The sequence below is a fragment of the Kribbella sp. CA-293567 genome (genome assembly GCF_027627575.1).
In the GTDB taxonomy this organism is placed as follows: Bacteria; Actinomycetota; Actinomycetes; order Propionibacteriales; family Kribbellaceae; genus Kribbella.
Genome location: NZ_CP114065.1, coordinates 5,662,903 through 5,683,725 on the forward strand (window position 1 = coordinate 5,662,903; position 20,823 = coordinate 5,683,725).

A 20,823-nucleotide genomic window follows, 5' to 3' on the forward strand; every position below is an offset into this window, starting at 1 on the left:
GTGATGACCGGCAGGTTGTTGAGGTCCTCGGCATGCACGATCAGCACGTCGCCGAAGGCGAGGCGACCGGGCTGCCTGATCTGCTCAGAGGGGGATCCAGCCGAGTCGCAGTTGCCAGTGGCGGCCGGCTGCGAGGTGGCTGGTGATGGCTCGTTGCAGGGTGCTGTCCTGCGGTACGGCGGGCAGGTTGGCTGGGTCGACGGTGCCGACCGGGAACTGGAAGACGAACTCGAGCACGTCCCGGTCGGCCTCGATGGCGCGCGGCCACAGCGTGAAGCGGCGCTGGAACCTGATGATGTTCGACTCCGCCGGCAGGTACTCGGCCAACTGGTCGTCGAGGAGCCAGGAGGCGCAGGTCGCCCAGCGGTAGGTCTCGTCGGGGAAGTGCTTCGCGAAGAACGGCACCGCCGCGGCGAACGATTCCGAGCAGGCCTGGTGGTTCATCGGGCCGTCGACGGAGATATGCACTTCGAGCGCGGGCTCGCCGGCCACCGGCCCGGTCGCTCCTTCGACCTCGGGCTCGCGGACCACTGTCCGGTCGAACTGCAGTCTGCCGAGGCGGAACAGGCTGCCGCGAAGGTGCCGGACGAACCAGTTCTGCTTGGTCAGACCGCCGACGCCGTACGACTGGCGGTGTAGCTCCATCTTCGCGCCGAGGTCGGCCAAGGTCGCCTGCGAGATCTCGTCGGAGATGCCGTGGGCGGCATGCCAGTCCCGTACGAGGGGCAGTACGGCGAGGTAGGCGTGCACGTAGAAGTACCGTCCGGCCTCCCCCAGCGCGGCGGGTGCGCTGGGCCAGTCGACCGGTGGATTCAACGTGCCGAGGTCGTCGGTGAGCACCCGGCAGACGGCCTGCAGGGCTTGCCAGCGTTCCGGCGTACGACGTCGGTCAGGCATCGTCGCGACGATCGGGTCGAGGTCGAGTTCGGGCACCCCCAGCCAGCGCAGCGACTCGATCGCCTGCGCCGGACCGGGAAGGTCGAGGTCGGCCACCTCATGGCGAGCGAGTTCCAGTACCACCGATTGCCACTGTCCGACCGTCGTCAATGCGCTCCTCCTCGTTGGCTGACGCATCGCCCCGCGACGTAGACGGACTCGATCGTCAGACTCGCGTCGCCGGGGGCCCACTCGCAGCGGACCAGGTCCGCCGTGGCGCCGACCTGCATTCTCCCCCGCCCGCCGACGAACCGGCCGGGCACCTCCGTCGCAAGACGCACCGCATCTCCCAAGCTCAGACCAGCCGAGCGCGCGGCCTGGGCAACACCGTCGGCGAGCCCTCGAGCGGCGCCCGCCAGGTACGGCGTACCGGATCGCGACAGGCGTCCCTCCGCGGTGAGATCGACGGTGCCACCGACCGGAGCGTCGTACCGGCCGGGCGGCATGCCCGCCAGCGAGACGGCGTCGGACACCAGCAGCGCGCGGTCCAGTCCCTTCGCCCGGATCATCGCGGTCAGCGTGTCGTCCGGCAGATGGTGGCCGTCGGCAATGAATCCGGCAGTCAGCCGGTGATCGGCCAGCTGTGTCCACAGGTAGTTGGGATGCCGGGGCAGGACCGCATGCGCCCCGTTGCCCAGGTGAGTGCACAGCCGCGCGCCCGCGTCGACGACCGCGGTGAGCTGGTCCGGCGTCGCGTGGGTGTGCCCGACCGCCACGTGCACGCCGCGCTCGACCAGCCAGGACGTGTACGCCGGAGCGTCCGGGTAGTGCGGCGAGAGCGTCACCATTCCGATCAGACCGCCGGACGCCTCCTGCCACGCCTCGAACTCCGCGCGCGAGGGCGGACGGATGTGCTCCGGGTCGTGGACGCCGCGCGGCCCTTCCTCGGCGGAGATGTGCGGGCCCTCGAGGTGGACGTACGGGATGGCGTGCCGCAGCTCGGGGTCGCGCCGGCGCGCGTCGGCGATCTGCGCGAGCGCGTGCGCGATCCGCTCGTGAGCGCCGGTGACCAGCGTTGGCACGTACGTCGTGACGCCGGTCGCGCGCAAGGCGTGTGTCAGCGCGCGGATCGTCGCCGGGCTCACGTCGTCGGCGTTGGCATCGTGGCCGCCGAAGCCGTTGACCTGCAGGTCGACGAGACCGGGGATCAGCAGAGCCGAGCCTGGTCCGGCGGAGCCGGGGTCGGCGGAACCGGGGTCGGCGGAGTGGGAGCCGACGGAGTTGGCGAGGTCGGCGGAGTCCGCGGAGTCGACGGGCGTGATGCGGGCGATCCGGCCGTCGACGATCGTGACCGCGATCGTCTCGCCGCGGCTCGGGTCCCTGCCGGTGACGGTGGTTCTCATAGGATCCATCCTCATGTGCAACCGGTTGCACGTCAATCGAAGGAATATCGTTCCCCTTTCGCTCGGTCCGCCCGGACGAGCCGCCGAGGGCTAGGCTGCGGACATGCCCACGCGCGCGCCAGGTGCCGGCAAGCCGACCATCAGTACGGTCGCCGCCGAGGCCGGAGTCTCCCGAGCGACGGTCTCGCGCGCCTTCAGCCAGCCACACCGCCTCAAGCCCGAGACCGTCGAGCGGGTTCTCGCCATCGCGCAGCGCCTCGGCTACGCGGTCAATCCGATGGCCAAGGCGCTCTCGACGGGCCGTTCGGGCAATCTCGCCGTGGTGGTGCCCGATATCGCGAACCCGTTCTTCCCGCCGATGATCCGGGCGATCGAGCAACGCGCCGATCAGGCCGGGTACGCCGTTTTCCTGGCGCACACCAACGAGGATCCGGCCCGCGAGGACCTGCTGCTGACCCGACTCGCCAAGCAGGTCGACGGCTTCGTCATCGCCTCCAGCCGGATGACCGAGAGCGCTGTCCGGGCCCACGCCGAGCGGCACCCGGTGGTGCTGGTCAACCGCGACGTCGCCCGCATCGCGCGGGTGCTGATCGACACCACCGCCGGTGTCACGCAGGCCGTCGAGCACCTCGCGGAGCTCGGGCACCGTCAGATCGCCTATCTCGGCGGGCCGAATCGGTCCTGGTCCAACAGCCAGCGCCGCCGGACGGTGAAACGCGTCGGCGAGCGCAGGGGCCTGACCGTGACGATGCTGCCCGGCCGCCTCTCGTCGTACGAGCTGGGCCGCCAGGCCGTGCCGGACCTGCTGGCCACCGGCGCGACCGCGGTGATCGCGTTCGACGATCTGCTCGCGCACGGCATCCTCACCGGGCTGGCCGAGCGCGACCTCGTCGTACCGCGCGACTTCAGCGTGATCGGCTGCGACGACGTGCTCGGGGCCCAGACCTACCCCCCGCTCACCACTGTCTCGTCCCGATCGGCCGAAGCGGGCACCGCCGCCATCGACCTGCTGGCCGGCCGCCTCGAGAACGACGCCAGGAGCTCGGACGACCGGCTGCTGCTGGACACGTCGCTGGTGGTCCGCGCCAGCACCGCATCCGTGCCGCGCAAACGGCGTTAGTTCCTGCCGCCAGGCAACAGCTCACGCGGTCGGACAGCGGGCACTGCTAATACTGATGACCACCGATCGAGGCCGATTCACACCCTTGACGTGCAACCGGTTGCACGCTTGACTCGCACTATGTTGCCGTCGGCCATCGGTACCAGGGACGCCCGCCGTGCGCTCGAAGTGGTGCTCGGGGTCTACGAATCCGCCCGGACCGGACAGCCGGTCCGACTCACCGGGAGAAACTGACGTGCGCATCGGAATCATCGGCACGGAGAACTCCCATGTCGATCACATCATCGACTACCTCAACGTCGAGCGTCAGGCCGGCGACACCCGGGTGGTCGCCCTCAGCGGTGGCCGGAGTGAGCGCAACGAGAAGCTGAAAACCATCGGTGGGCTCGAGCGACTGGTCGACGAGCCCACCGACCTGCTCGGTCTGGTCGACGCCGTCATCATCACCGACCGGCACGGCGGCCTGCACCGCGAGCACGCCGTACCGTTCCTGACCGCGGGTCTGCCCGTCTTCGTCGACAAGCCCTTGGCCTGCAGCGAAGCCGACGCCCGGGCCATCGTCGCTGCGGCCCGTGAGTACGAGGCGCCGCTCACGTCCTCGTCAGCGGTTCGCTGGGTCCCCGACACCGACGCGCTCGCTCGGGACGCCGCCACCCTCGGCACGACTCAGGTCGTCACCACGACCGGCCCCGCCGATCCCGGCAGCGAGTACGGCGGAATCTACTTCTACGGAATCCACTCGGTCGATGTGGCTCTCCGCCTGATGCCCGGCGAGGTCGGCGCCATCCAGGTGGAGCGCATCGCCGACACGATCACCGCCACCGCGACCGTCGGCGCCGCCCGGATCGTGGTCAACCTCGTCGTCCCGGGCGAGGGCGGCCAGGTGCCCTTCCACGGCATGGTCGTCGGCCGCCACGGCATCGCCGCCCGCAAGCTCACCCTCGGCCCGTCGTACGTCGAACCTGGGCTGCGCGCCTTCCTTGAAATGGCCGAGACCCGCCGCCCACCCATCTCCTACGACGACCTGGTGCGGCCGATGCGGATCCTCGACGCGATCGTGAGCGCCGTCGGCCCCTGAAACGTCCCCGCTGGTGCGGGGAATGCTCTGTCCGCCCCCAGATAGGAGCGTCATGAAGATCTCGACCCGCTGGGCTTGCGCAGCTCTCGCGCTCGCCACCGTCACCACCGCACTGGTCGCCACCGTGGCGCCGGCTCCGCCCGCCGGCGCCGCCGCCTCCGCCGTCCTGCCGAACGGTTTCCGCAGTGTCGGCTACCTGACGTCCGGCGCCGGAAGCGTCAGCAGTATCCAGTTCGGCAAGCTCACTCACGTCAACTACGCGTTCGTCAGGCCGAACTCCAACGGCACTCTGCAGGCCGTGCCGAACTCACCGAAGCTGTCCTCCCTGGTCAGCACCGGCCACAACCAGGGCGTCAAGGTACTGCTGGCCGTCGGCGGCTGGAACAACGGCGACGACACCGCCTTCGAGACCCTCGCCGCCAACAGCACCAGCCGGACGACGTTCGTCAACGCCTTGGTCGGTCTGATCAACCAGTACGGCCTCGACGGGATCGACATGGACTGGGAGTATCCCGATCCGGGCGCCTCGGCCACCAACTTCACCAAGCTGATGCAGCAACTGAGCGGCGCGCTCCGCCCGAAGGGCAAACTGCTCACGGCCGCGGTGACCGCGCGCGCCACCACCGCGAACGGCGTCCAGCCTGCTGTCTTCGGCTACGTCGACTTCCTCAACATCATGGCGTACGACTCCGGCACCCCGCACGCCAACTACCAGTGGTCGATCGACGCGGCGAACATGTGGAAGGCGCGCGGCCTGCCGGCCGGCAAGACCGTCCTCGGAGTGCCGTTCTACAGCCGCCCGAGCGAGAAGAGCTATGCACAGCTGATCGCGCTGAACCCGGCGTACGCCTGGGAGGACTGTGTGAGCGTCAGCGGCACGTGGGAGTGCTACAACGGCATTCCCACGATCAGGAAGAAGACCAAGTGGGCGATGGCCAACGCCGGCGGCGTCATGTACTGGCAGCTGGCCCAGGACACCACCGGCAGCACCTCGCTGGTGAACGCCATCTACCAGGTGGCCATCGGTCAGGGCTGAGTTTCTGGCCAACAGAACCGATGGCGTGGTGCACGCCCGGCCGTCCGCCGACGAGCGGTACGTAGCCGTGATCGTGGTCGACTCCCCCTGTCGCGGTTGCGCGGAGACCGTGGCAAGGGCGTGCACCACGTCGGTTTCGCTGTGCTGGTTCTCGCCGGCAGTACAGTTCGCCGGTGATCAGGACCGAACATGTTGATGGCGTGCGGCTGCTGCGGCACCGGGATGTCCAGGAGCACACCGACGTCACCCTGACGTTCGCTGTCGGGGCCAGGGACGAGACGCTGCGCACCGTCGGGGTCGCGCACGCCGTCGAGCATCTGGTGATGAGTACGGTGCGGCAGTTGCCGATCCAGATCGAGGCCGAGGTTGATCTGACGACGACCAGTTTCGCGGCTTCGGGCTCGCCAGCGCGGGTCGGCGAGTTCTTGAACCGGCTCTGCGCCGCGCTGGCCGATCCCCCGGTGGATCGGCTCGCGGTGGAGGCCGGGGTACTGGCTGCGGAGGACGGCTGGGCCGCGCATCCGATGGCCGCGTTCCTGCTGTTCGCCCGGTACGGCGCTGCCGGTCCAGGACTGACCTGGTTGGAAGGCGCCGGGTACGACGGATTGACGGCAGAGCACGTCGCCTCCTTCGCGCGAAAGTGGTTCGTGCCGGGCAACGCGGTCCTGCAAGTGAGTGGACCGCTGCCGGACGGGCTGGAGCTGAGGCTGCCGCAAGGGCCTGCGCCCAGCAGGGAGTACCCGGTCGGACGGTTGCTGGATGGACCGTCCGCGGTGGGCTATGGCATCCCAGGAGGCGCAGTACTGCTCACTTTGCCGTCGGATGATGCCGCACGCGTGCCGATGCTGGCGATGAACGTGCTGGAGAACAGGATCGAGGAGCAGTGCCGCCACGTCGCTGGGCACAGCTACGTCGTCGACAGCCAGGCCGTGGGCAGGGACTTCATCATCTTCGCCGAAGCTCGCGAAGGCACTGAGGAAGCAGTAGCGCGGGCAGTGGCAGAGGCACTGACCGATCTAGCTGCCCATGGGCCCAGCGAGGAAGAGTTGACCCTGGCCGTGGCACGTCTTGAGGAGAGCCTCGCCACCACCGACAGAGAGCTCGCCTCGGCCTTCGGCGTCACGATGCGCCAGTTGATGGGTGAGCCGCCGCTTGCACCCATTGACGTAGTACTGGCCAAGCAGGTCCGCCCGGCGGACATCGCCGCAGTACTGCGGGCTGCCTTGCCTTCGGCTATCGGGTACGCCGAGCATGAAGCACTGGACGCCTGGAAGGCACATGGGTTTCATCCCGAGGCGCACTGCCGAGTGGTTCCCGAACTGCCTGCGGGGAAGGTCTACAAGCCGTCCCTGACAGCGAGGACCTTCTTCAAGGACGCTCGCTCACTCGTGCTGGTGCAGACCGAACAGGGACTCGCAGTACGCGATGAGGACGGCGTCCACGAGATCCGCTGGGACGAGGTGGCCGGGGTGATGCGCACCGACGGCCCTACCGTGGTCCTTGGCACCAACGGCTGCGCGATCCCGGTGGACCCGCAGATGTTCCGCGGCTCCGGCGCCGCCCTGGACGAACTGGCACGCCGTACCGATCCCGGCCTGTGGTTCGACGAGTCGGCCTTCACCCGCGACCAAGACGACCACTAGCTGCTGCAGTTCACCGAACTCTTCCGAGCACCAGTTGGTGCTACAGCCGAGCTTGGAGTCGCGGCGCGCGATCTCGGGGTACGGGTGCGGTACGGGCAGAGACACGTCGGCGCCAACTCGTACTGTCGCGGCAAGTTCAGCGGGCGGGCGCGAGCCTGCCCGGGAGATCGAATCGTTGAGCCTGAAGGTGTGCGTCTACACGGCAGCGCTCGGCAAGGTGAAGTGTGAGACCTGCATTGTCCGGCACAACCCGTACACCTGAGTCTGCTGACGGAAAGCCAGTGACTCCCGGCGGAACAGCTTGCCTGATCGGCGTCGGCGGTGGTCAGGTACGGGCCCAAGAACCGCCTCAAGACCTACCCCACGACAGCGTCCAGCACGCGGCGGACAACGCCGCGTGCAGCGCGTGGTAGCTCAGGTCCGCATCGGCGAGGCGCTCGGGCCCATCGACGGTCCCGACGTTCCGACGAAGCAAAACCTCTCGCGAGCCCGCTCCCGGAGTTCTTCAGGTGCCGATTCGCGCGACTCTGCGTTGCTGGAGAGAGTGTGGCGGTGCGAGGTAATGAGCTGGGTCGACCCCGCGCAGCCCCCCGGATCGAAGAGATGACCAGCAACTCCGCGCTCCGGGGTCGGGAGTTACCGTGACCTGATCAGCTAGCCCGGCAATGTCTCGACGTCGGCCGGTTCGAGGTCGCTGCGATGCCGGATCAGGCGCTGCGGGTGGCGGTGATGACCTGCCTGCAAAGCGGCGCCGGCGGCGACCTCGACCACCACGGCCGGGCGGACTTTCACGTTGGGGGTCTTGCTGCCCCGACCCCAGTGGGTGGCAATCTGGTCCGGCCACGGATGCCGCGCACCGGCCGGTTCAAGTAGCTTCCCGATCGCCGCCGACTGGGCCGCGGTCACCTTCACTGTCCGGCCGACGACCTCGAAATCCTTGCCGCGGTACCGCCCGACGACCAGTATCTCGGGACGCTGCAGTACCTCAGTCACCGCACCGACGATCGCCTCGACGGTGTCACGGGTCTTCCACTTCACCCAGTCCCGGCGGCCAGGCTGGTACCGGGTGGTTGCGCCTTTGACCACCAGGCCCTCGACGCCGGAGGAGCTGAAGGCTTCCAGCCACTCGTGTGCCTCGGCAACGTCGCCGGTCACCGGGGACAGTTGCAGCGGCCGCCGTTACGTTGCGCCGAGTGCTTCGAGCCGCTTGCGGCGAGCGGTCCAGCGCATCGGTCTCACGGCGACGCTGTCGACGGCGAGGAGGTCGAAGACGACCAGGGAAGCCGGTTGTGCCGGCGCCAGGCGACGGCCCACCGTCGCGGCGGTGTTCACCATCCGCTGCTGCAGTGCGTCGAAGTCCATCCGCTCCCCCGTCCACACCACCAGCTCGCCATCCAGCACACAATCGGTGCCGACTTGGTCGGCGAGCGCTGCCTGGACGTAGGGAAACCTCGCGGTGAAGTCCTTGCCGTTGCGCGACCACAACCGCACCTCGCCGCCCAAACAGACAGCGCGGACCCGGAACCCGTCCCACTTCAGCTCGAACCTCGAACCGCCTGGCATGCCGTGTGGCCCGGGCAGCCGTTCCCCAGCCCGGGCCAGTTCCAATCCGACCGGCCAGAGAAGGTCGGTCGCCAGCGTGCCACCTTGCCAGTGTTGCCCTAGGCAAGAGCCTTTCGCCATACCTTCCGGGCCGCGGCCGGATTACTGGCTTGTCTCAGCTGCACGGCGGAGGCCCCATCACCGCAGACATCATCCGTCCGCTGTGGCTTCAGGTCTTGCGTTGGTCTCGGACAGGAGTGTGCTGAGTGGTGGCCCAGCCGGACAGGAAGCGGAGTGCTTCGGCGGCGGGGCTGTCGGGTTCGGCGGTGTAGGTGATGATGACCAGCCCGTCGCCTGCCAACTCCAGGGCCTCGCCGGTTACTTCGAGGTCTCCTACGAGGGAGTTGTGTAGGCGTTTGGATGCCGTGCGGTGATATCTGACGTTGTGGCGGGCCCAGCGGGTGCGGAATGCGTCGGACCTGGTCGCCAGCTCGCCGACCAGGTCGGTGAGCGACCTGTCGTGCGGGTTGCGACCAGCCTCGGCACGCAGCGCGGCGACCGAGTCGTCGGCGACGGTCTCCCAGTCAAGGAAGAACTCTGGCGCCCGCTGGTCCAGGAACAGGAACCTGGCGACGTTGAACGGCAGCCGCTCGCGGTCGAGGATTCCGTCGTAGAGAGCGAAGGCTGGGTCGTTCGCGGCGAGGATGTCGGTGCGGGCGTTGCGGACATAGGCCGGTGTGCTGAGCGACTCGAGAATGCGCAGTACGCCGGGGCGGACCCTCGACACAGCGGTACGGCGTGAGCCGCGCACCGGGCCGGTTGAGGCGCGGGCGAGGTCGAACAGATGAGCTCGCTCCGCGTCATCGAGACGCAGGGCCCGCGCGAGGGCCTCGAGGACTTGTTCGGAGACACCAGAGAGGTTGCCACGCTCCAGGCGCGTGTAGTAGTCGGCGCTGACCCCGGCAAGCAGGGCGACTTCTTCGCGGCGCAACCCGGTGACGCGGCGCTTGTCGCCGAAGGTGGGCAGCCCGGCCTGCTCCGGCGTCACCTTGGCGCGCCGGCTGGTGAGGAACTCCCGTACGTCGTCCTTGATGCTCACGACTTCCACCGTACGGTCAGGGCTGAACACGCTGGGAGGGTCTGCTGGTACCTGTTACAGCGAGGACTCCCAGCTGTGACACGACCGGGTGTTCGCTGGATACATGACCTCCCAGGCAGCCGCGCCGGTGACCACGGCCTCGCTGGATCGCCACCGAGCTCGCCACGCTGCGCGCCGCGATGCTCCTGATCGCCGCCGGGTTGTCCTCGGCGTCACCGCCGCGCTCAGCCTGGCGCTTCGCAGCCCACAACACTTCCGAACCAATGAAAGGTAGACATCTCATGCAGACCGTCGAGCTGAACAACGGCGTCACGATGCCGATCATCGGCTTCGGGGTGTTCCAGATCCCCGATAACGAAACCCAGGCCGCCGTCGAAGCCGCGCTCGAGGCGGGTTACCGCCACCTCGACACTGCCGCGTCGTACGGCAACGAGGAGGCGGTCGGTGCCGCGATCGCCGCCAGCGGCCTGCCGCGTGACGAACTGTTCGTCACCACGAAGCTGTGGATCCAGCACGCTCCGACTGGCAGCGTCGAGGACGACACCCTGCGCGCCTTTGACGCCTCGCTGTCCCGGCTCGGCCTGGATCACCTCGACCTGTACCTGATCCACCAGCCGCTCGGCGACTACTACAGCGAATGGCGAGCCATGCAGAGGTTGAACGCCGAAGGCCGGGCCCGGGCGATCGGGGTCTCGAACTTCCACCCTGACCGGTTGGTCGACCTCATCGAGCACAACGAGATCGCCCCGGCGGTGAACCAGATCGAGACCCATCCGTTTCACCAGCGCGTCGCTGATCAAGAACTGATGGCTGAGCGCGGCGTTCAGATCGAGTCGTGGGGGCCGTTCGCCGAGGGCCGCAACGACCTGTTCACCGACCCCGTCCTCACGGCGATCGGTGAGGCGCACGGCAAGTCGGTGGCCCAGGTCGTACTTCGCTGGCTGGTGCAGCGCGGCGTCGTCGTGATCCCGAAGTCGGTCCGCCCGGACCGGATGGCGCAGAACCTCGACGTCTTCGACTTCGCCCTCACCGACGACGAACTGAAGCAGATCGCCACCCTCGACACCGGCGAGAGCCTGTTCTTCGACCACCGAGACCCCGCCATGGTCAGCGCCCTCGGCAGCCGCAGGATCGGCTGAACTGTGGCGACCCGGACCGACATCGCCTGGAGGTTCGACGCGATCGGCGTGCCTTGGCGCATCGACACCGCCACACCGCTTTCCGCGCCGGCCAAGGACGAGGTTCAGGCGCTCGTCGATCGTTTCGATGCCACGTACTCGCGGTTCCGGGCCGGCTCATTGGTGACCACCGTGTCTACGGAGGCCGGTGGGCGGTTCGAGTTTCCCTCCGATGCAGCCGGAATTTTCGACCTCTACGACCAGCTGCACCGGCTCACGGACGGAGCCGTCGATCCGCTCGTCGGGCGGCAGCTCGAACGGCTCGGGTACGACGCCGCGTACAGCCTCACCCCACGCATCGGCGAGGGCGCCGAGATGGGCGTGTGGAGCCGCGACGTACGCCGCGAAGGCCGGATCGTGTCGACTCGGAAGCCCGTTCTTATCGACGTCGGCGCCGTCGGCAAGGGCTACCTCGTCGATCAGGTCAGCCGCCTGCTCACAACGCTCGGAGTCGGAACGCACATCGTCGACGCCGGTGGCGACCTGCGACACCGCGGCGCCGAGACGACGCGAGTGGGTCTGGAACATCCCACGGTCCCTGGCAACGTGATCGGCACGGCCGAAGTTCACAACCAGGCACTGTGCGCGTCAGCGGTCACCCGGCGTGCCTGGCGTGGATTGCACCACGTGCTGGACGCACGCACCGGCGTACCGACCCGGGACATCGTGGCGACCTGGGTCGTGGCGCCCACCGCCGCTGAAGCCGACGGGCTCGCCACAGCGCTCTTCTTCGTCGATCCCGGCGCGCTCGCGGAGTCCTTCGACTACACCTTCGTCCGCGTACGAGCCGACCACGTCGTGGAGGCCTCACCCCGATGGCGCGGTGACCTCTTCGCCGACGAGCCCTATCTCCACCTGATCGACCACCAGAAAGGGGCGACCAGATGACCAGCGCACCGCTCCGGCGGTCCATCGCGGCCGTCGGTCTGACGGCGTCCTTGGCCGTCACCGCCTGCTCGACCGCCGGCAGCCCACCTCCGGCACGGAGCGCTCCCAGCACCAGCGCCCCGACGCCCAGACCGGACCCAACCCCGCGGACATACCGCGACGGAACCTACTCCGTTGACGGATGGTACGGCGGTCAGCCCTCCCGCATCGGCGTACGCCTCGCCCTCGTTGGCGACGCCATCCGTTCTGTGTCCATCACCACCTACGCCACAAACCCCACGTCCCTCGGTCTCCAACGCGACTTCGCCGCGGCCGTCCCCCAAGCAGTCGTGGGCAAACCGATCGACCAGGCAAACGTCGACCGTCTCGCCGGCGCCAGCGGAACCTCCGAAGGCTGGAACTCCGCCCTAGCCCTCATCCGTGAACAAGCCAGGAGTTGACTGTGAAGCGAAGGAACATTCTCAAGGGGATCGCGGCGGCCGTTCCGGCGGTCGGGGTGGGCATCGGCACGCAAGCACCCGCTGCAGCAACTACAACCGAGCAGACAGCAGGGGCCGCCGGCCCGCTGATCATCAGGGAGCAAGGCGGCTTCGCGATCGGAGGAACCGTGATCACGACGCCCGGCACCTTCGACCCTCGCAACCCCACCAATCCCGCCGGACAGACCCTGCACGGCGACCATGCGCGGGTCTTCTACCAGGTGCCCGCGCGCGCTCGGACGCTCCCACTGGTCCTATGGCACGGCTTCAAGCAGTCCGGGACCTCGTGGGGAATGACCCCGGATGGACGCGAAGGCTTCCAGACCATCTTCCTGCGCCACCGCTTCCCCGTGTACACCCTGGACCAGCCGCGCCGCGGCGCCGCCGGCAGAACCACGCAGGCCGTAACGGTCGACACCACCACCGAAGAGCAGTGGTTCTACAACCAGTTCCGCTTCGGTCTGTGGCCCGACCTGTATCGCGGAGTGCAGTTCCCCGACGACCCGCGATCCCTCGAGCAGTTCTTCCGCTCCATGGTTCCCGATACCGGTCCCATCGACGGGCAACTACTGATCGACGGCACCTCAGCGCTGTTCGACCGCATCGGCAACGGCATCCTCGTCACCCACTCCCACTCCGGCGGATTCGGCTGGCGCACGACCATCAAGAACCGCCGGATCAAAGCCGTCATCGCGCTCGAGCCCGGCAGCGGATTCGTGTTCCCCGAGGGCGAGGTACCCGCCCCGATGCCCAGCTCCGCAGGAACCCTGAGCGGCGAGGCCATACCGCTCGCGGAATTCCAGCGGCTGACGCAGGTCCCCATCGCGGTCTACTACGGCGACAACATCCCCACCCGACCGACCGACATCGCCGGGCGGGACAACTGGAGAGTCCGGCTCGCGATGGCCAGGCTCTGGGTCGACGCCATCAATCGGCACGGCGGCGACGCCACGCTCATCGTCCTGCCGGAGGTCGGCATCACCGGCAACACCCATTTCCTCCACTCCGACCTGAACAACGCCCAGATCGCACACCACATTGCCCGCTTCCTCGCCGAAAGTCACCTCGCCTGAGGCCTCGGGCCGCGTTGAAATCCCCGAAAGGGCACACCATGACCACCTGGTTCATCACCGGCTGCTCCACCGGATCACGGTGAACCGCGCTGTTCCAGGGCGATGAACGGCCTGTCAGCGGTCCCGTTCGAGGCGCGTTGGGTCGCGTAGGCCTGGAGCCTGGTTCGACAGGATTGTGCAACTGCGCGGGTGCCGTTCAGCCGAACGTCTCGACGGTCTCGTCACCATTTCCGTAGGCAGCCCAGCCGGGGTTTCCGGTTCGAGCGAACCGGACCCATGAGTCGTGCATCCGGGCGGCGAGGCCGGCGGGTGGTTCGGAAGGACCCAGCAGGCCGGTGGAGCCGTGGAGCCATGGCTCGTCGGCGAGGTCGAAGACGAACGGAAGCTCGACGGTGTGAGCTGCTCCGAGCTTCCCGTCGAGCGCGGTCGATCGGTAGCCGAACCGGTAGACGTGAGTGCGGCCTCCGGAAATCCGGCTATGAGCCTCGACCATCCGCGCGGTACCCCGGCCGAACAGCGCCTCGCCGAGGAGAGCCGAGCGAAGTTCCCCCGGCGTCGCCCCTGGCCGCTCGGCAGCGAAGGCATCGACCACGCTTTGCGGGTCGTCATGGAGCCCGCTGGCAACCGCGAGTACGTCGGCGTCCGTCGAGGTGTCGAAGTTGCCTTGCGGGACAAGGTAAAGATTGCCCTCTTCAGTGTTGGTGCCGATCAGTAGATCGACCTCGGAGCCAGGTCCGTTCGCCAGCGAGTCCGCGGGTTGCTCGGACAGCACCAGACTGAAAGGGCTGAGGCCTACCAACGGATCGCCGGCGGTACGGGTGCGCAGGTCCAACCCCGAGAGCTTGGGCAAGATGTCGAGGAAACGCTCGTCCGGGATCTTCGCGAACGCTTCCACCGTGGGCGCCACGCCCAACGCCTCCGCGGCCGCTCTGGTCACCCGCTGCGCCTGTTGCGGTGTGAAGGCGCCGGTGCCACTTCCACTTTGCACGATCGCCCGACGGAACAGGCCCTTGGCCTCCCGAGTCGCGAGCAGGCTGCCGACGAGAGTGGCACCGGCGGACTGGCCGAACACGGTCACGTTGGCCGGATCGCCTCCGAAGACCTCGATGTTGTCGCGGACCCAGGCGAGGGCGGCGATCACGTCGAGCAGTCCACGGTTCGCGGGTGCGCCCTCGAGGTCGAGAAAGCCGGAGACGCCGAGACGGTAGTTCAGCGTCACCAGGACGATCCCGTCGCGAGCGAACGCGCGGCCGTCGTACAGGGCAGCTCGCGACGAGCCAGTGACGAATCCCCCGCCATGCACAAAGACCATCACCGGCAGTGCGGCTCCGCTCGACGACGGGGTACGGACGTCGACGGTGAGGTACTCGTCGCCCGCGACCCAGCCAGGCCCGAAGTACGGCGTCATGTCCAAGTTGCCGAAGTTCCTGGGCGGTTGCGGCGCCGTCGAGGAGGAGTTGATGGCGTCGCGCACACCGCTCCAGCCGGCAGGGGGTGCAGGAGGGAAGAATCGCGCGGCGCCGATGGGTGGGGCGGCATAAGGGATGGCGCGGTACAGCTCGCCGTACTCATCGTGTCTGCCGCGTACGGCGCCCGAGGACGTCTGGACGACGGTACTGCCTTGATGAGGCACGAGGCCTGTCCTTTCAGGAGGTCGGAGGCTGGAACAAGGTCAGGAAATGCGGCTGAACCCGGCCCAGTTCTTGATGGCGAACTTCGAGCCGTCGCGCACGATCTCGGCAGCGCCTTGGCCGCCCAGATGGGCTGGAAAGACGAGTGCGTTGTCGTCCGCGGCGCGTCCGAGGAGGCGATGCCGGGTGACGCGGGACTCGACCGGGTCCTCGCAGAAGCAACTGTTGGTGTCCGGTTCGACGAGTTGCAGCGCGGTGTGCACCAGATCGCCGACGAAGAGGGCCCGGTCGGTCCCGGACTCGAGAGTCACCACGGACGAGCCTGGCGTATGGCCGGGCGCGAGGTCGAGCCGCAGGTTCGCGTCGATGCGGTACGTGTCGTCCCACAGGTGAGCGAGTCCGGCCTCCTGGATCGGAGCAACGCTGTCCTCGAACACATTCTGGTTGCCACGACCCAGCACCGGCTTGTGCTCGTTCACCGGGTTCCAGAAGTCGAAGTCCCGTCGCGGCATCAGGTAGGTGGCGTTCGGGAAGGTCGGCATCCAGGTGCGGCCTTCGAGGCGGGTGTTCCAGCCGACGTGGTCGACATGAAGATGGGTGTTGATCACCAGGTCGACGTCTTCCGGCTGTACGCCGGCCGCCGCGAGGTTGTCCAGGAAGTCCGTGTCGAGCCGGCTCCACACCGGTGCGTACGGCCGGTCCTTGTGGTTGCCGACGCCGGTATCGACCAGGATCGTGCGGCCCTCACTGCGCAGAAGCCAGGTTTGGATGGCCGAGACACACTCCTGCGTCGCCGGATCCACGAAATCCGGTGCGAGCCAGTCCTCGTGTTTGCTCCAGGCACCTCTGGGGCTCTCGGGGAAGAAGGCGGCGGGGCTCATCGCGACCGAGCCGTAGTACTCCTTGATGCGGGTGACGGTGACATCGCCCAACGTGATCTGATCCATCGTCCGTCCTCGGGGCTTGCTCGGCACGGCGGCGAGCGTGACGCCGTGGTGGTGCGCTGCCGAGTCTGCTGCGGCGACGGTTGGGCGACCACACCTCCTGCGTCGTACCCCTGGCAGGGTGTGGCTGCAGGTTGAACGACCACGAATACTGGAGAAATGGACGCTTCTGGACCGCTCGGTGACTTCCTGCGAGCACGACGCGCGCGACTGCGTCCAGAGGACGTCGGGCTGCGCGATTTCGGGCCACGGCGGCGTGTGCCAGGCCTGCGGCGAGAAGAGTTGGCCCAGCTGGCAGGAGTTGGCGTGTCGTACTACGCGCGGCTCGAGCAGGGTCAATCGCGCAGTGCGTCGCCCGACGTACTGGAGGCGATCGCCCGCGCGCTCAGGCTCGACCCCGCCGAACAAGAGCACCTCGAACGGCTGGCGAAGGCGTCCCGCCGTACTCCGAAAGCCCGTCGCCGCAAGCCTGAGCAGGTCACGACCGAGACGCTCGATCTGCTGCGGGCTCTGGACGGAACACCTGCGCTGGTTCTGGGACGGCGTACTGACGTGTTGGCCTGGAACGAGCTGGGCCATGCGTTGCTTGCCGGACACATCGATCCAGCACTACCTGACGATCCGGCTCAGCGCCCGAACACGAGCCGGATGATCTTCCTCGACGAGCACTGCCGTGAGCTCTACACGGACTGGAACCGAAAGGCGCGAGCCGTGGTGGGAAATCTGAGGATCGCCGTCGGGCTTCACCCCGAGGATCCCGAGTTGGCCGCGCTGATCGGAGAGCTCTCGATGAAGAGCCCGGAGTTCGTCGCGCTGTGGGCCGACCATCGAGTCGCTCCGTGCGACGCCGCCTCCTACGACCTGCAGCATCCGCTGGTCGGCAAGGTCACCGTTACGCAGCAGACGCTCGGGATCGTCCGGTCGCCGGAGCAGAGCCTGATCGCGATGACAACGCCCGCCGGCTCTTCGTCCGAGGCCGCGCTCAAACTCCTCCGGCAGGCGGTGGGCACCGACGACAGACACCGCACGGCTTCCCAATCCGGCGCGGCCGTCATTCCGGCTGTCTGATCGGGCGAGAATTCGGCCATGAGAATGCTGCTTCGGGTCAGGCCGGGTGCTTCGCGAACAAGCGTAGGCGGCCGGTACGACGGTCCGTCAGGCGAGGCTCTGGTGGTCGCAGTTGCAGCCCGTGCGGTGGAAGGCCAGGCGACGAAAGCTGTCTTGGAGGCGATCACGGCTGCGTTCGGCGTACGCCGCTCGGCTGTGAGGTTGGTGCGGGGAGCAACCAGCCGCGACAAAGTGGTGGAGGTCGGCGGAGTGGAAAGCGACCTCCGAGCCAGGCTCGAGACATTGCTCGACTGAGCCCGGAGCACCCATCCGCTGCATGGTGGGCACCGAATCAACCTCCGGAGCCCCGCTCACTGGTGGAGCACCCGAAAGGTCTTGTCGTTCAGAACAGCAGCGACAAGACCTTTCTTCCTCCTACTGCGCGAGCGCGTTGAGTACGTCGGTCATTTGCTTCTCGGTGTCGTGGGCGACCTTCTCGAACACGACTTTGGCCGCCGGAGCCGCGAGTTTGGCCGCGCCGTGGAAGTCGATCTGGTTGGTGTAGCTGATCCGCGAGCCGGCGCCGTTGGGGGTGACCTCGATGGTCTCGGTGGACGTGGCGGTGTCGTTGCGGCCGACCAGCACGATCCGGTGGTCGGCGAGCTCTTCGAGGGTGTAGGTCAGCTCGGTGGTGACGCCCGCGATCTTGGAAGTGTTGTGCCACGTCGAGCCAACCTCGACCGGACCAGCATCGTTGCGGGTGCACTGCTCGGTGCCGGGGTCCCACTGCTCGGCGTTGCCGAAGTCGGCCAGATACGGCACCACGATCGCAGGCTCGGTCTCAACGGTGAAGGTACGGGAAACGCTGGGCATCAGGGTCCGGCTTTCTGTTGAGGAGTATCGGTCGTTCGGGTGAACGGCCGCGCGGGTGCGTCGTGGTGCCGCAACGAATCCGGCATCAGGCCGCGGCGTAGGTGGTGACGCCCAGTCGGGCGCGGAGACGGTTGAGAATCGCTTTGAGGATTCGCGAGACCTGCATCTGGCTGAGGCCGATGTCGTCCCCGATCTGGCTCTGCGACTTGGCCTCGACGAACCGGAGATGGAGGATGCGCCGGGAGCGGTCGTCGAGTTCTTCCAGCAGCGGAGCCAGTTGGTCCAGGGTTTCGAACTGTTCCAGGTCCTGGTCGGGGTTCGCCGGGATCGAACCGGCCAGGTCGGGGCCGTCGTCGCTGGTGGACGGGCGGTCCAGCGACAGCACGTGGAAGCAGCCTTTGGCGGCTCGGGCCTCTTCGATCTCGCTGGCCTCGGCGCCGAGGTAGGCGGCGATCTCGGCGGTGGTGGGCTGCCGGTTCAGTTCCTGCTCCAGCACCGGCACCTTGGTGGTGATGGCGCCCTGGAGTTCCTGCAGGCGGCGCGGGATCCGCACCGTCCAGGCGAGATCACGGAAGTACTTCTTGATCTCGCCGCGGATCGTGGGAACGACGTACCCGATGAACGGAGTACCGGAATCCAGCCGGTAACCGGTGGTCGCCTTGACCAGCGCGAGGCACGCGACCTGCTCGATGTCCTCGGCTTCGGCGCCGCGGTCGCGGTAGCGGCGAGCGATGCCGCGGGCGATCTCGATGTTCAGTTCCACGATGTGCTCGAGCAGCCGTTGTTTCTCGCCAGGATCGGTGGTTGTTGCTCGCTCCTGCAACAGCGCCTGGGTGGCTGCTTCGCGTTCTGCGCGCTGCTGTGGAGTGGAGCAGTGAGTTGGGGCCAGTGCGGTAGCGGTTGGAGCTGTAGCCATGATTTTGACCTTCGCGACACTTGTCACGGGCGTGGCCACGGGCTGGACCACGGTCAGGTTCAAACGAGGATTTGATACCCAAAGGCCCGGATATTGATGCATAGGTTCGGCCAAACTTATGCAACCTCATGAGCGCAGCACCGTACCGACGCCGCCCAGGGGCAGAGCCACCCTGAGCGGCGTCGATGTGAGATCAGCGGACGGTACGGAAGGGGCCGGTGACCTCGTAGGTGATGCCGCCGCTGCTCGAGCCGGTCGTACCGCGCTGCGAGGAGAAGTACAGGCGGTTGCCGGCCGGGTTGAAGGCGACGCCGCAGAGCTCGGAGCCGGACTGGCCGCTCACCCGGAGGAAGGGGGCCACCACGTCGGCCGGCGTGATGATGCAGATCTCCATGTTGCCGCCGTCCTCGGCGACGTACAGGTCACCGACAGCGGTGCCGGTGATGTTGTCCACGCCGGTCAGCGGCGCGTTGCTGGTCAGGTTGTCGTCGTACGCGATCGCGATGGTGTTGTTGACCGCGTTGTAGGCCCAGACGCGGTTGTCGCCCTTGGTGGTGAAGAAGCAGGTGCCGTTGCGGTAGTAGCAGCCTTCGCCACCGTTGAAGGTCTTCATGCCGGACACCTGACGACGGGTGGCTGTCGGGCTGCCGTCGGGGTCGGGAACCCTGACCCAGGACAACGCGCCGCCGGACTCGCGAAGTACCTGCAAGGTGCCGGCGGACAGGTCGCCCCAGGTGGTCGGGACGAACCGGTAGAAGCCGCCGTCGGAGACGTCCTCGGTGAGGTAGATGACCCGCCGGTCGGGGTCGACCGCGGCGGCCTCGTGGGAGAAACGGCCCAGCGCCGGGCGACGTACCGCTGCATTGGTGCCGTACGGGTCGGTCTCCCAGATGTAGCCGAGGTCGGTCTCCTCGCCGGACAACCAGGTGCCCCACGGGGTCGCGCCGCCGGAGCAGTTGCGGGTGGTGCCGGAGAGGATGCGGTACGCGCTGGTGACCGTGCCGCTGCTGTTGAACCGCAGAGCGCTCGCACCGCCGCTCCCGCTGCTCAGCTCGGCGTTGGACACGTAGATCCAGCCGGTGCCGTCGGCGAAGCAGGCACCGCCGTCGGGCGCGCTGTGCCAGGTGTAGCTCGTACCGCTCACTACTCGGGTCGACCTGGCCAGCACCCGGCTGGTGAAACCCTGCGGCAGCAGGATGCCGTTCGCATCGGCGGCCTGCAGACCGCCGTACGGGCTGGGGCCGGTCTGGGCAGGAAACGCCAGTGCCTGCGGCGCCACGCTGAACCCGAAAGCGACCGAGGCGGACGAACCGATCACTGCCGCACGAAGAAAACTCCGACGATCCACGACTGACTCCTCACAGTGACAAGGGCGGAGCCGACAGTGAACCGCACCGACATGAACACTGCCCGAAGCCCGCTCACCGCGCAGCCGTACGGCGCTTTTCTGCCGGGGCGACGGCCGTACTGGTGGCCGCGGCCGTCGCCCTCGGGCATCGATGGTGCGCGGTCGCCTTGATCGAAAGCCTCCTCGCGATCAGGGCAGGATCGCGGTCGCTTCCACTTCGACCAGTACGCCGGGCTCGAAGAGCGTCTCGACGCCGATCAGGGAAGCCGGGGGCATCGGCATCGGGAGGCCCAGTTCCTCGGCCACCGACTGCACGCCTGCCATCAACGGTTCGATCTTCTCCGGGCTCCACTGCGTGACATACAACGTGAGGCGGACAACGTCTTGGAAGGTCGCCCCTGCCCCGGCGAGTCCGAGAGCGGTACTGCGCAGAGCCTCGGCGACCTGCGCGGACAAGTCGCCGTACGCCGATGCTTCGTCGCCCCGGCGGCCTACCTGCCCGGCGACGTGGACGTGGGTCGTGCCCTGCGCCACGGCGACGTGGTGGTAGGGGGCAGGCTGCAGCATTCCTTGCGGGCTGATCAATTTCACGGTCATGACGCGCGCTCCTTCGGTTAGGTATCTCAGTGATACCTGGTATCCGAAGGGC

General features: G+C 67.8%; 18 protein-coding genes and 1 pseudogene. 9 read left to right on the forward strand and 10 right to left on the reverse strand.

Annotation, left to right across the window (positions count from 1 at the left end; all coding sequences use genetic code 11):
• Window positions 1-84 precede the first annotated feature (84 nt).
• Window positions 85-1,047 (reverse strand): acyltransferase domain-containing protein, encoded by a 963-nt coding sequence (locus tag OX958_RS26130; protein ID WP_270132190.1) that lies wholly within the window; start codon window positions 1,045-1,047, stop codon window positions 85-87.
• Complete coding sequence (locus tag OX958_RS26135; protein WP_270132191.1) at window positions 1,044-2,279, reverse strand: N-acetylglucosamine-6-phosphate deacetylase; 1,236 nt, start codon at window positions 2,277-2,279, stop codon at window positions 1,044-1,046. Before OX958_RS26135 ends, OX958_RS26130 begins: the two co-directional genes overlap by 4 nt.
• A gap of 103 nt (window positions 2,280-2,382) precedes the next feature.
• Here OX958_RS26135 and OX958_RS26140 point away from each other — a divergent pair, with 103 nt between their 5' ends.
• The 4 genes from OX958_RS26140 to OX958_RS26155 all read left to right on the forward strand — a co-directional run bounded on the left by OX958_RS26140 (window position 2,383) and on the right by OX958_RS26155 (window position 7,156).
• On the forward strand, window positions 2,383-3,399 hold the full coding sequence (locus tag OX958_RS26140) for a LacI family DNA-binding transcriptional regulator (RefSeq protein WP_270132192.1): 1,017 nt from the start codon (window positions 2,383-2,385) through the stop codon (window positions 3,397-3,399).
• A 235-nt stretch (window positions 3,400-3,634) separates the two neighbouring features.
• Entirely contained in the window at window positions 3,635-4,477 is an 843-nt protein-coding gene (locus OX958_RS26145; RefSeq protein ID WP_270132193.1) for a Gfo/Idh/MocA family oxidoreductase, read from the forward strand.
• Window positions 4,478-4,529: 52 nt separating this feature from the next.
• Window positions 4,530-5,513, forward strand: a complete 984-nt coding sequence (locus OX958_RS26150) for a glycosyl hydrolase family 18 protein (protein WP_270132194.1) — start codon at window positions 4,530-4,532, stop codon at window positions 5,511-5,513.
• A gap of 173 nt (window positions 5,514-5,686) precedes the next feature.
• Entirely contained in the window at window positions 5,687-7,156 is a 1,470-nt protein-coding gene (locus OX958_RS26155; protein ID WP_270132196.1) for a hypothetical protein, read from the forward strand.
• A gap of 654 nt (window positions 7,157-7,810) precedes the next feature.
• Here the strand turns inward: OX958_RS26155 and OX958_RS26160 are convergent.
• A pseudogene (locus tag OX958_RS26160) lies at window positions 7,811-8,839 on the reverse strand (ATP-dependent DNA ligase).
• 88 nt (window positions 8,840-8,927) lie between these two features.
• Window positions 8,928-9,797 carry a helix-turn-helix transcriptional regulator gene (locus OX958_RS26165; protein ID WP_270132197.1) on the reverse strand — a complete coding sequence of 290 codons (870 nt, stop codon included), beginning with the start codon at window positions 9,795-9,797 and terminating at the stop codon, window positions 8,928-8,930.
• Window positions 9,798-10,078: 281 nt separating this feature from the next.
• Here OX958_RS26165 and OX958_RS26170 point away from each other — a divergent pair, with 281 nt between their 5' ends.
• From OX958_RS26170 to OX958_RS26180, 3 genes are all read left to right on the forward strand, one after another.
• The gene (locus OX958_RS26170) at window positions 10,079-10,936 is read left to right on the forward strand and encodes an aldo/keto reductase (RefSeq protein WP_270132198.1); all 858 of its coding nucleotides are present in this window, start codon (window positions 10,079-10,081) and stop codon (window positions 10,934-10,936) included.
• 3 nt (window positions 10,937-10,939) lie between these two features.
• The gene (locus OX958_RS26175; protein ID WP_270132200.1) at window positions 10,940-11,863 is read left to right on the forward strand and encodes an FAD:protein FMN transferase; all 924 of its coding nucleotides are present in this window, start codon (window positions 10,940-10,942) and stop codon (window positions 11,861-11,863) included.
• A 607-nt stretch (window positions 11,864-12,470) separates the two neighbouring features.
• A complete protein-coding gene (locus OX958_RS26180; RefSeq protein ID WP_270132202.1) occupies window positions 12,471-13,415 on the forward strand; it encodes an alpha/beta hydrolase in 945 nt (314 codons plus the stop codon).
• Between the two features lie 196 nt (window positions 13,416-13,611).
• On the opposite strand, the gene OX958_RS26185 is transcribed toward OX958_RS26180, so the two are convergent.
• Both OX958_RS26185 and OX958_RS26190 read right to left on the reverse strand, forming a co-directional pair.
• The gene (locus tag OX958_RS26185; protein ID WP_270132204.1) at window positions 13,612-15,048 is read right to left on the reverse strand and encodes a carboxylesterase/lipase family protein; all 1,437 of its coding nucleotides are present in this window, start codon (window positions 15,046-15,048) and stop codon (window positions 13,612-13,614) included.
• A gap of 39 nt (window positions 15,049-15,087) precedes the next feature.
• A complete protein-coding gene (locus OX958_RS26190) occupies window positions 15,088-15,993 on the reverse strand; it encodes an MBL fold metallo-hydrolase (RefSeq protein ID WP_270132206.1) in 906 nt (301 codons plus the stop codon).
• Window positions 15,994-16,149: 156 nt separating this feature from the next.
• Here OX958_RS26190 and OX958_RS26195 point away from each other — a divergent pair, with 156 nt between their 5' ends.
• Both OX958_RS26195 and OX958_RS35400 read left to right on the forward strand, forming a co-directional pair.
• Entirely contained in the window at window positions 16,150-17,058 is a 909-nt protein-coding gene (locus OX958_RS26195) for a helix-turn-helix domain-containing protein (protein WP_270132208.1), read from the forward strand.
• 24 nt (window positions 17,059-17,082) lie between these two features.
• A complete protein-coding gene (locus OX958_RS35400; RefSeq protein WP_442913296.1) occupies window positions 17,083-17,352 on the forward strand; it encodes a DUF167 domain-containing protein in 270 nt (89 codons plus the stop codon).
• A gap of 120 nt (window positions 17,353-17,472) precedes the next feature.
• On the opposite strand, the gene OX958_RS26200 is transcribed toward OX958_RS35400, so the two are convergent.
• The 4 genes from OX958_RS26200 to OX958_RS26215 all read right to left on the reverse strand — a co-directional run bounded on the left by OX958_RS26200 (window position 17,473) and on the right by OX958_RS26215 (window position 20,771).
• On the reverse strand, window positions 17,473-17,910 hold the full coding sequence (locus OX958_RS26200; RefSeq protein WP_270132210.1) for an SRPBCC family protein: 438 nt from the start codon (window positions 17,908-17,910) through the stop codon (window positions 17,473-17,475).
• Window positions 17,911-17,995: 85 nt separating this feature from the next.
• Window positions 17,996-18,826, reverse strand: coding sequence for a sigma-70 family RNA polymerase sigma factor (locus OX958_RS26205; protein ID WP_270132211.1), 831 nt, complete (start codon window positions 18,824-18,826; stop codon window positions 17,996-17,998).
• A 193-nt stretch (window positions 18,827-19,019) separates the two neighbouring features.
• Window positions 19,020-20,174 (reverse strand): alkaline phosphatase PhoX, encoded by a 1,155-nt coding sequence (locus tag OX958_RS26210; protein ID WP_270132214.1) that lies wholly within the window; start codon window positions 20,172-20,174, stop codon window positions 19,020-19,022.
• A 189-nt stretch (window positions 20,175-20,363) separates the two neighbouring features.
• On the reverse strand, window positions 20,364-20,771 hold the full coding sequence (locus OX958_RS26215; RefSeq protein WP_270132215.1) for a RidA family protein: 408 nt from the start codon (window positions 20,769-20,771) through the stop codon (window positions 20,364-20,366).
• Window positions 20,772-20,823 lie beyond the last annotated feature (52 nt).

Excerpts from the sequence above, each read along its gene's own strand:
- OX958_RS26135 (WP_270132191.1), bottom strand. The coding sequence starts at position 2,279 with ATGAGAACCACCGTCACCGGCAGGGACCCGAGCCGCGGCGAGACGATC.
- OX958_RS26140 (WP_270132192.1), top strand. The coding sequence starts at position 2,383 with ATGCCCACGCGCGCGCCAGGTGCCGGCAAGCCGACCATCAGTACGGTC.
- OX958_RS26150 (WP_270132194.1), top strand. The coding sequence starts at position 4,530 with ATGAAGATCTCGACCCGCTGGGCTTGCGCAGCTCTCGCGCTCGCCACC.
- OX958_RS26170 (WP_270132198.1), top strand. The coding sequence starts at position 10,079 with ATGCAGACCGTCGAGCTGAACAACGGCGTCACGATGCCGATCATCGGC.
- OX958_RS26190 (WP_270132206.1), bottom strand. The coding sequence starts at position 15,993 with ATGGATCAGATCACGTTGGGCGATGTCACCGTCACCCGCATCAAGGAG.
- OX958_RS26195 (WP_270132208.1), top strand. The coding sequence starts at position 16,150 with ATGGACGCTTCTGGACCGCTCGGTGACTTCCTGCGAGCACGACGCGCG.
- OX958_RS35400 (WP_442913296.1), top strand. The coding sequence starts at position 17,083 with ATGCTGCTTCGGGTCAGGCCGGGTGCTTCGCGAACAAGCGTAGGCGGC.
- OX958_RS26200 (WP_270132210.1), bottom strand. The coding sequence starts at position 17,910 with ATGCCCAGCGTTTCCCGTACCTTCACCGTTGAGACCGAGCCTGCGATC.
- OX958_RS26205 (WP_270132211.1), bottom strand. The coding sequence starts at position 18,826 with ATGGCTACAGCTCCAACCGCTACCGCACTGGCCCCAACTCACTGCTCC.
- OX958_RS26215 (WP_270132215.1), bottom strand. The coding sequence starts at position 20,771 with ATGACCGTGAAATTGATCAGCCCGCAAGGAATGCTGCAGCCTGCCCCC.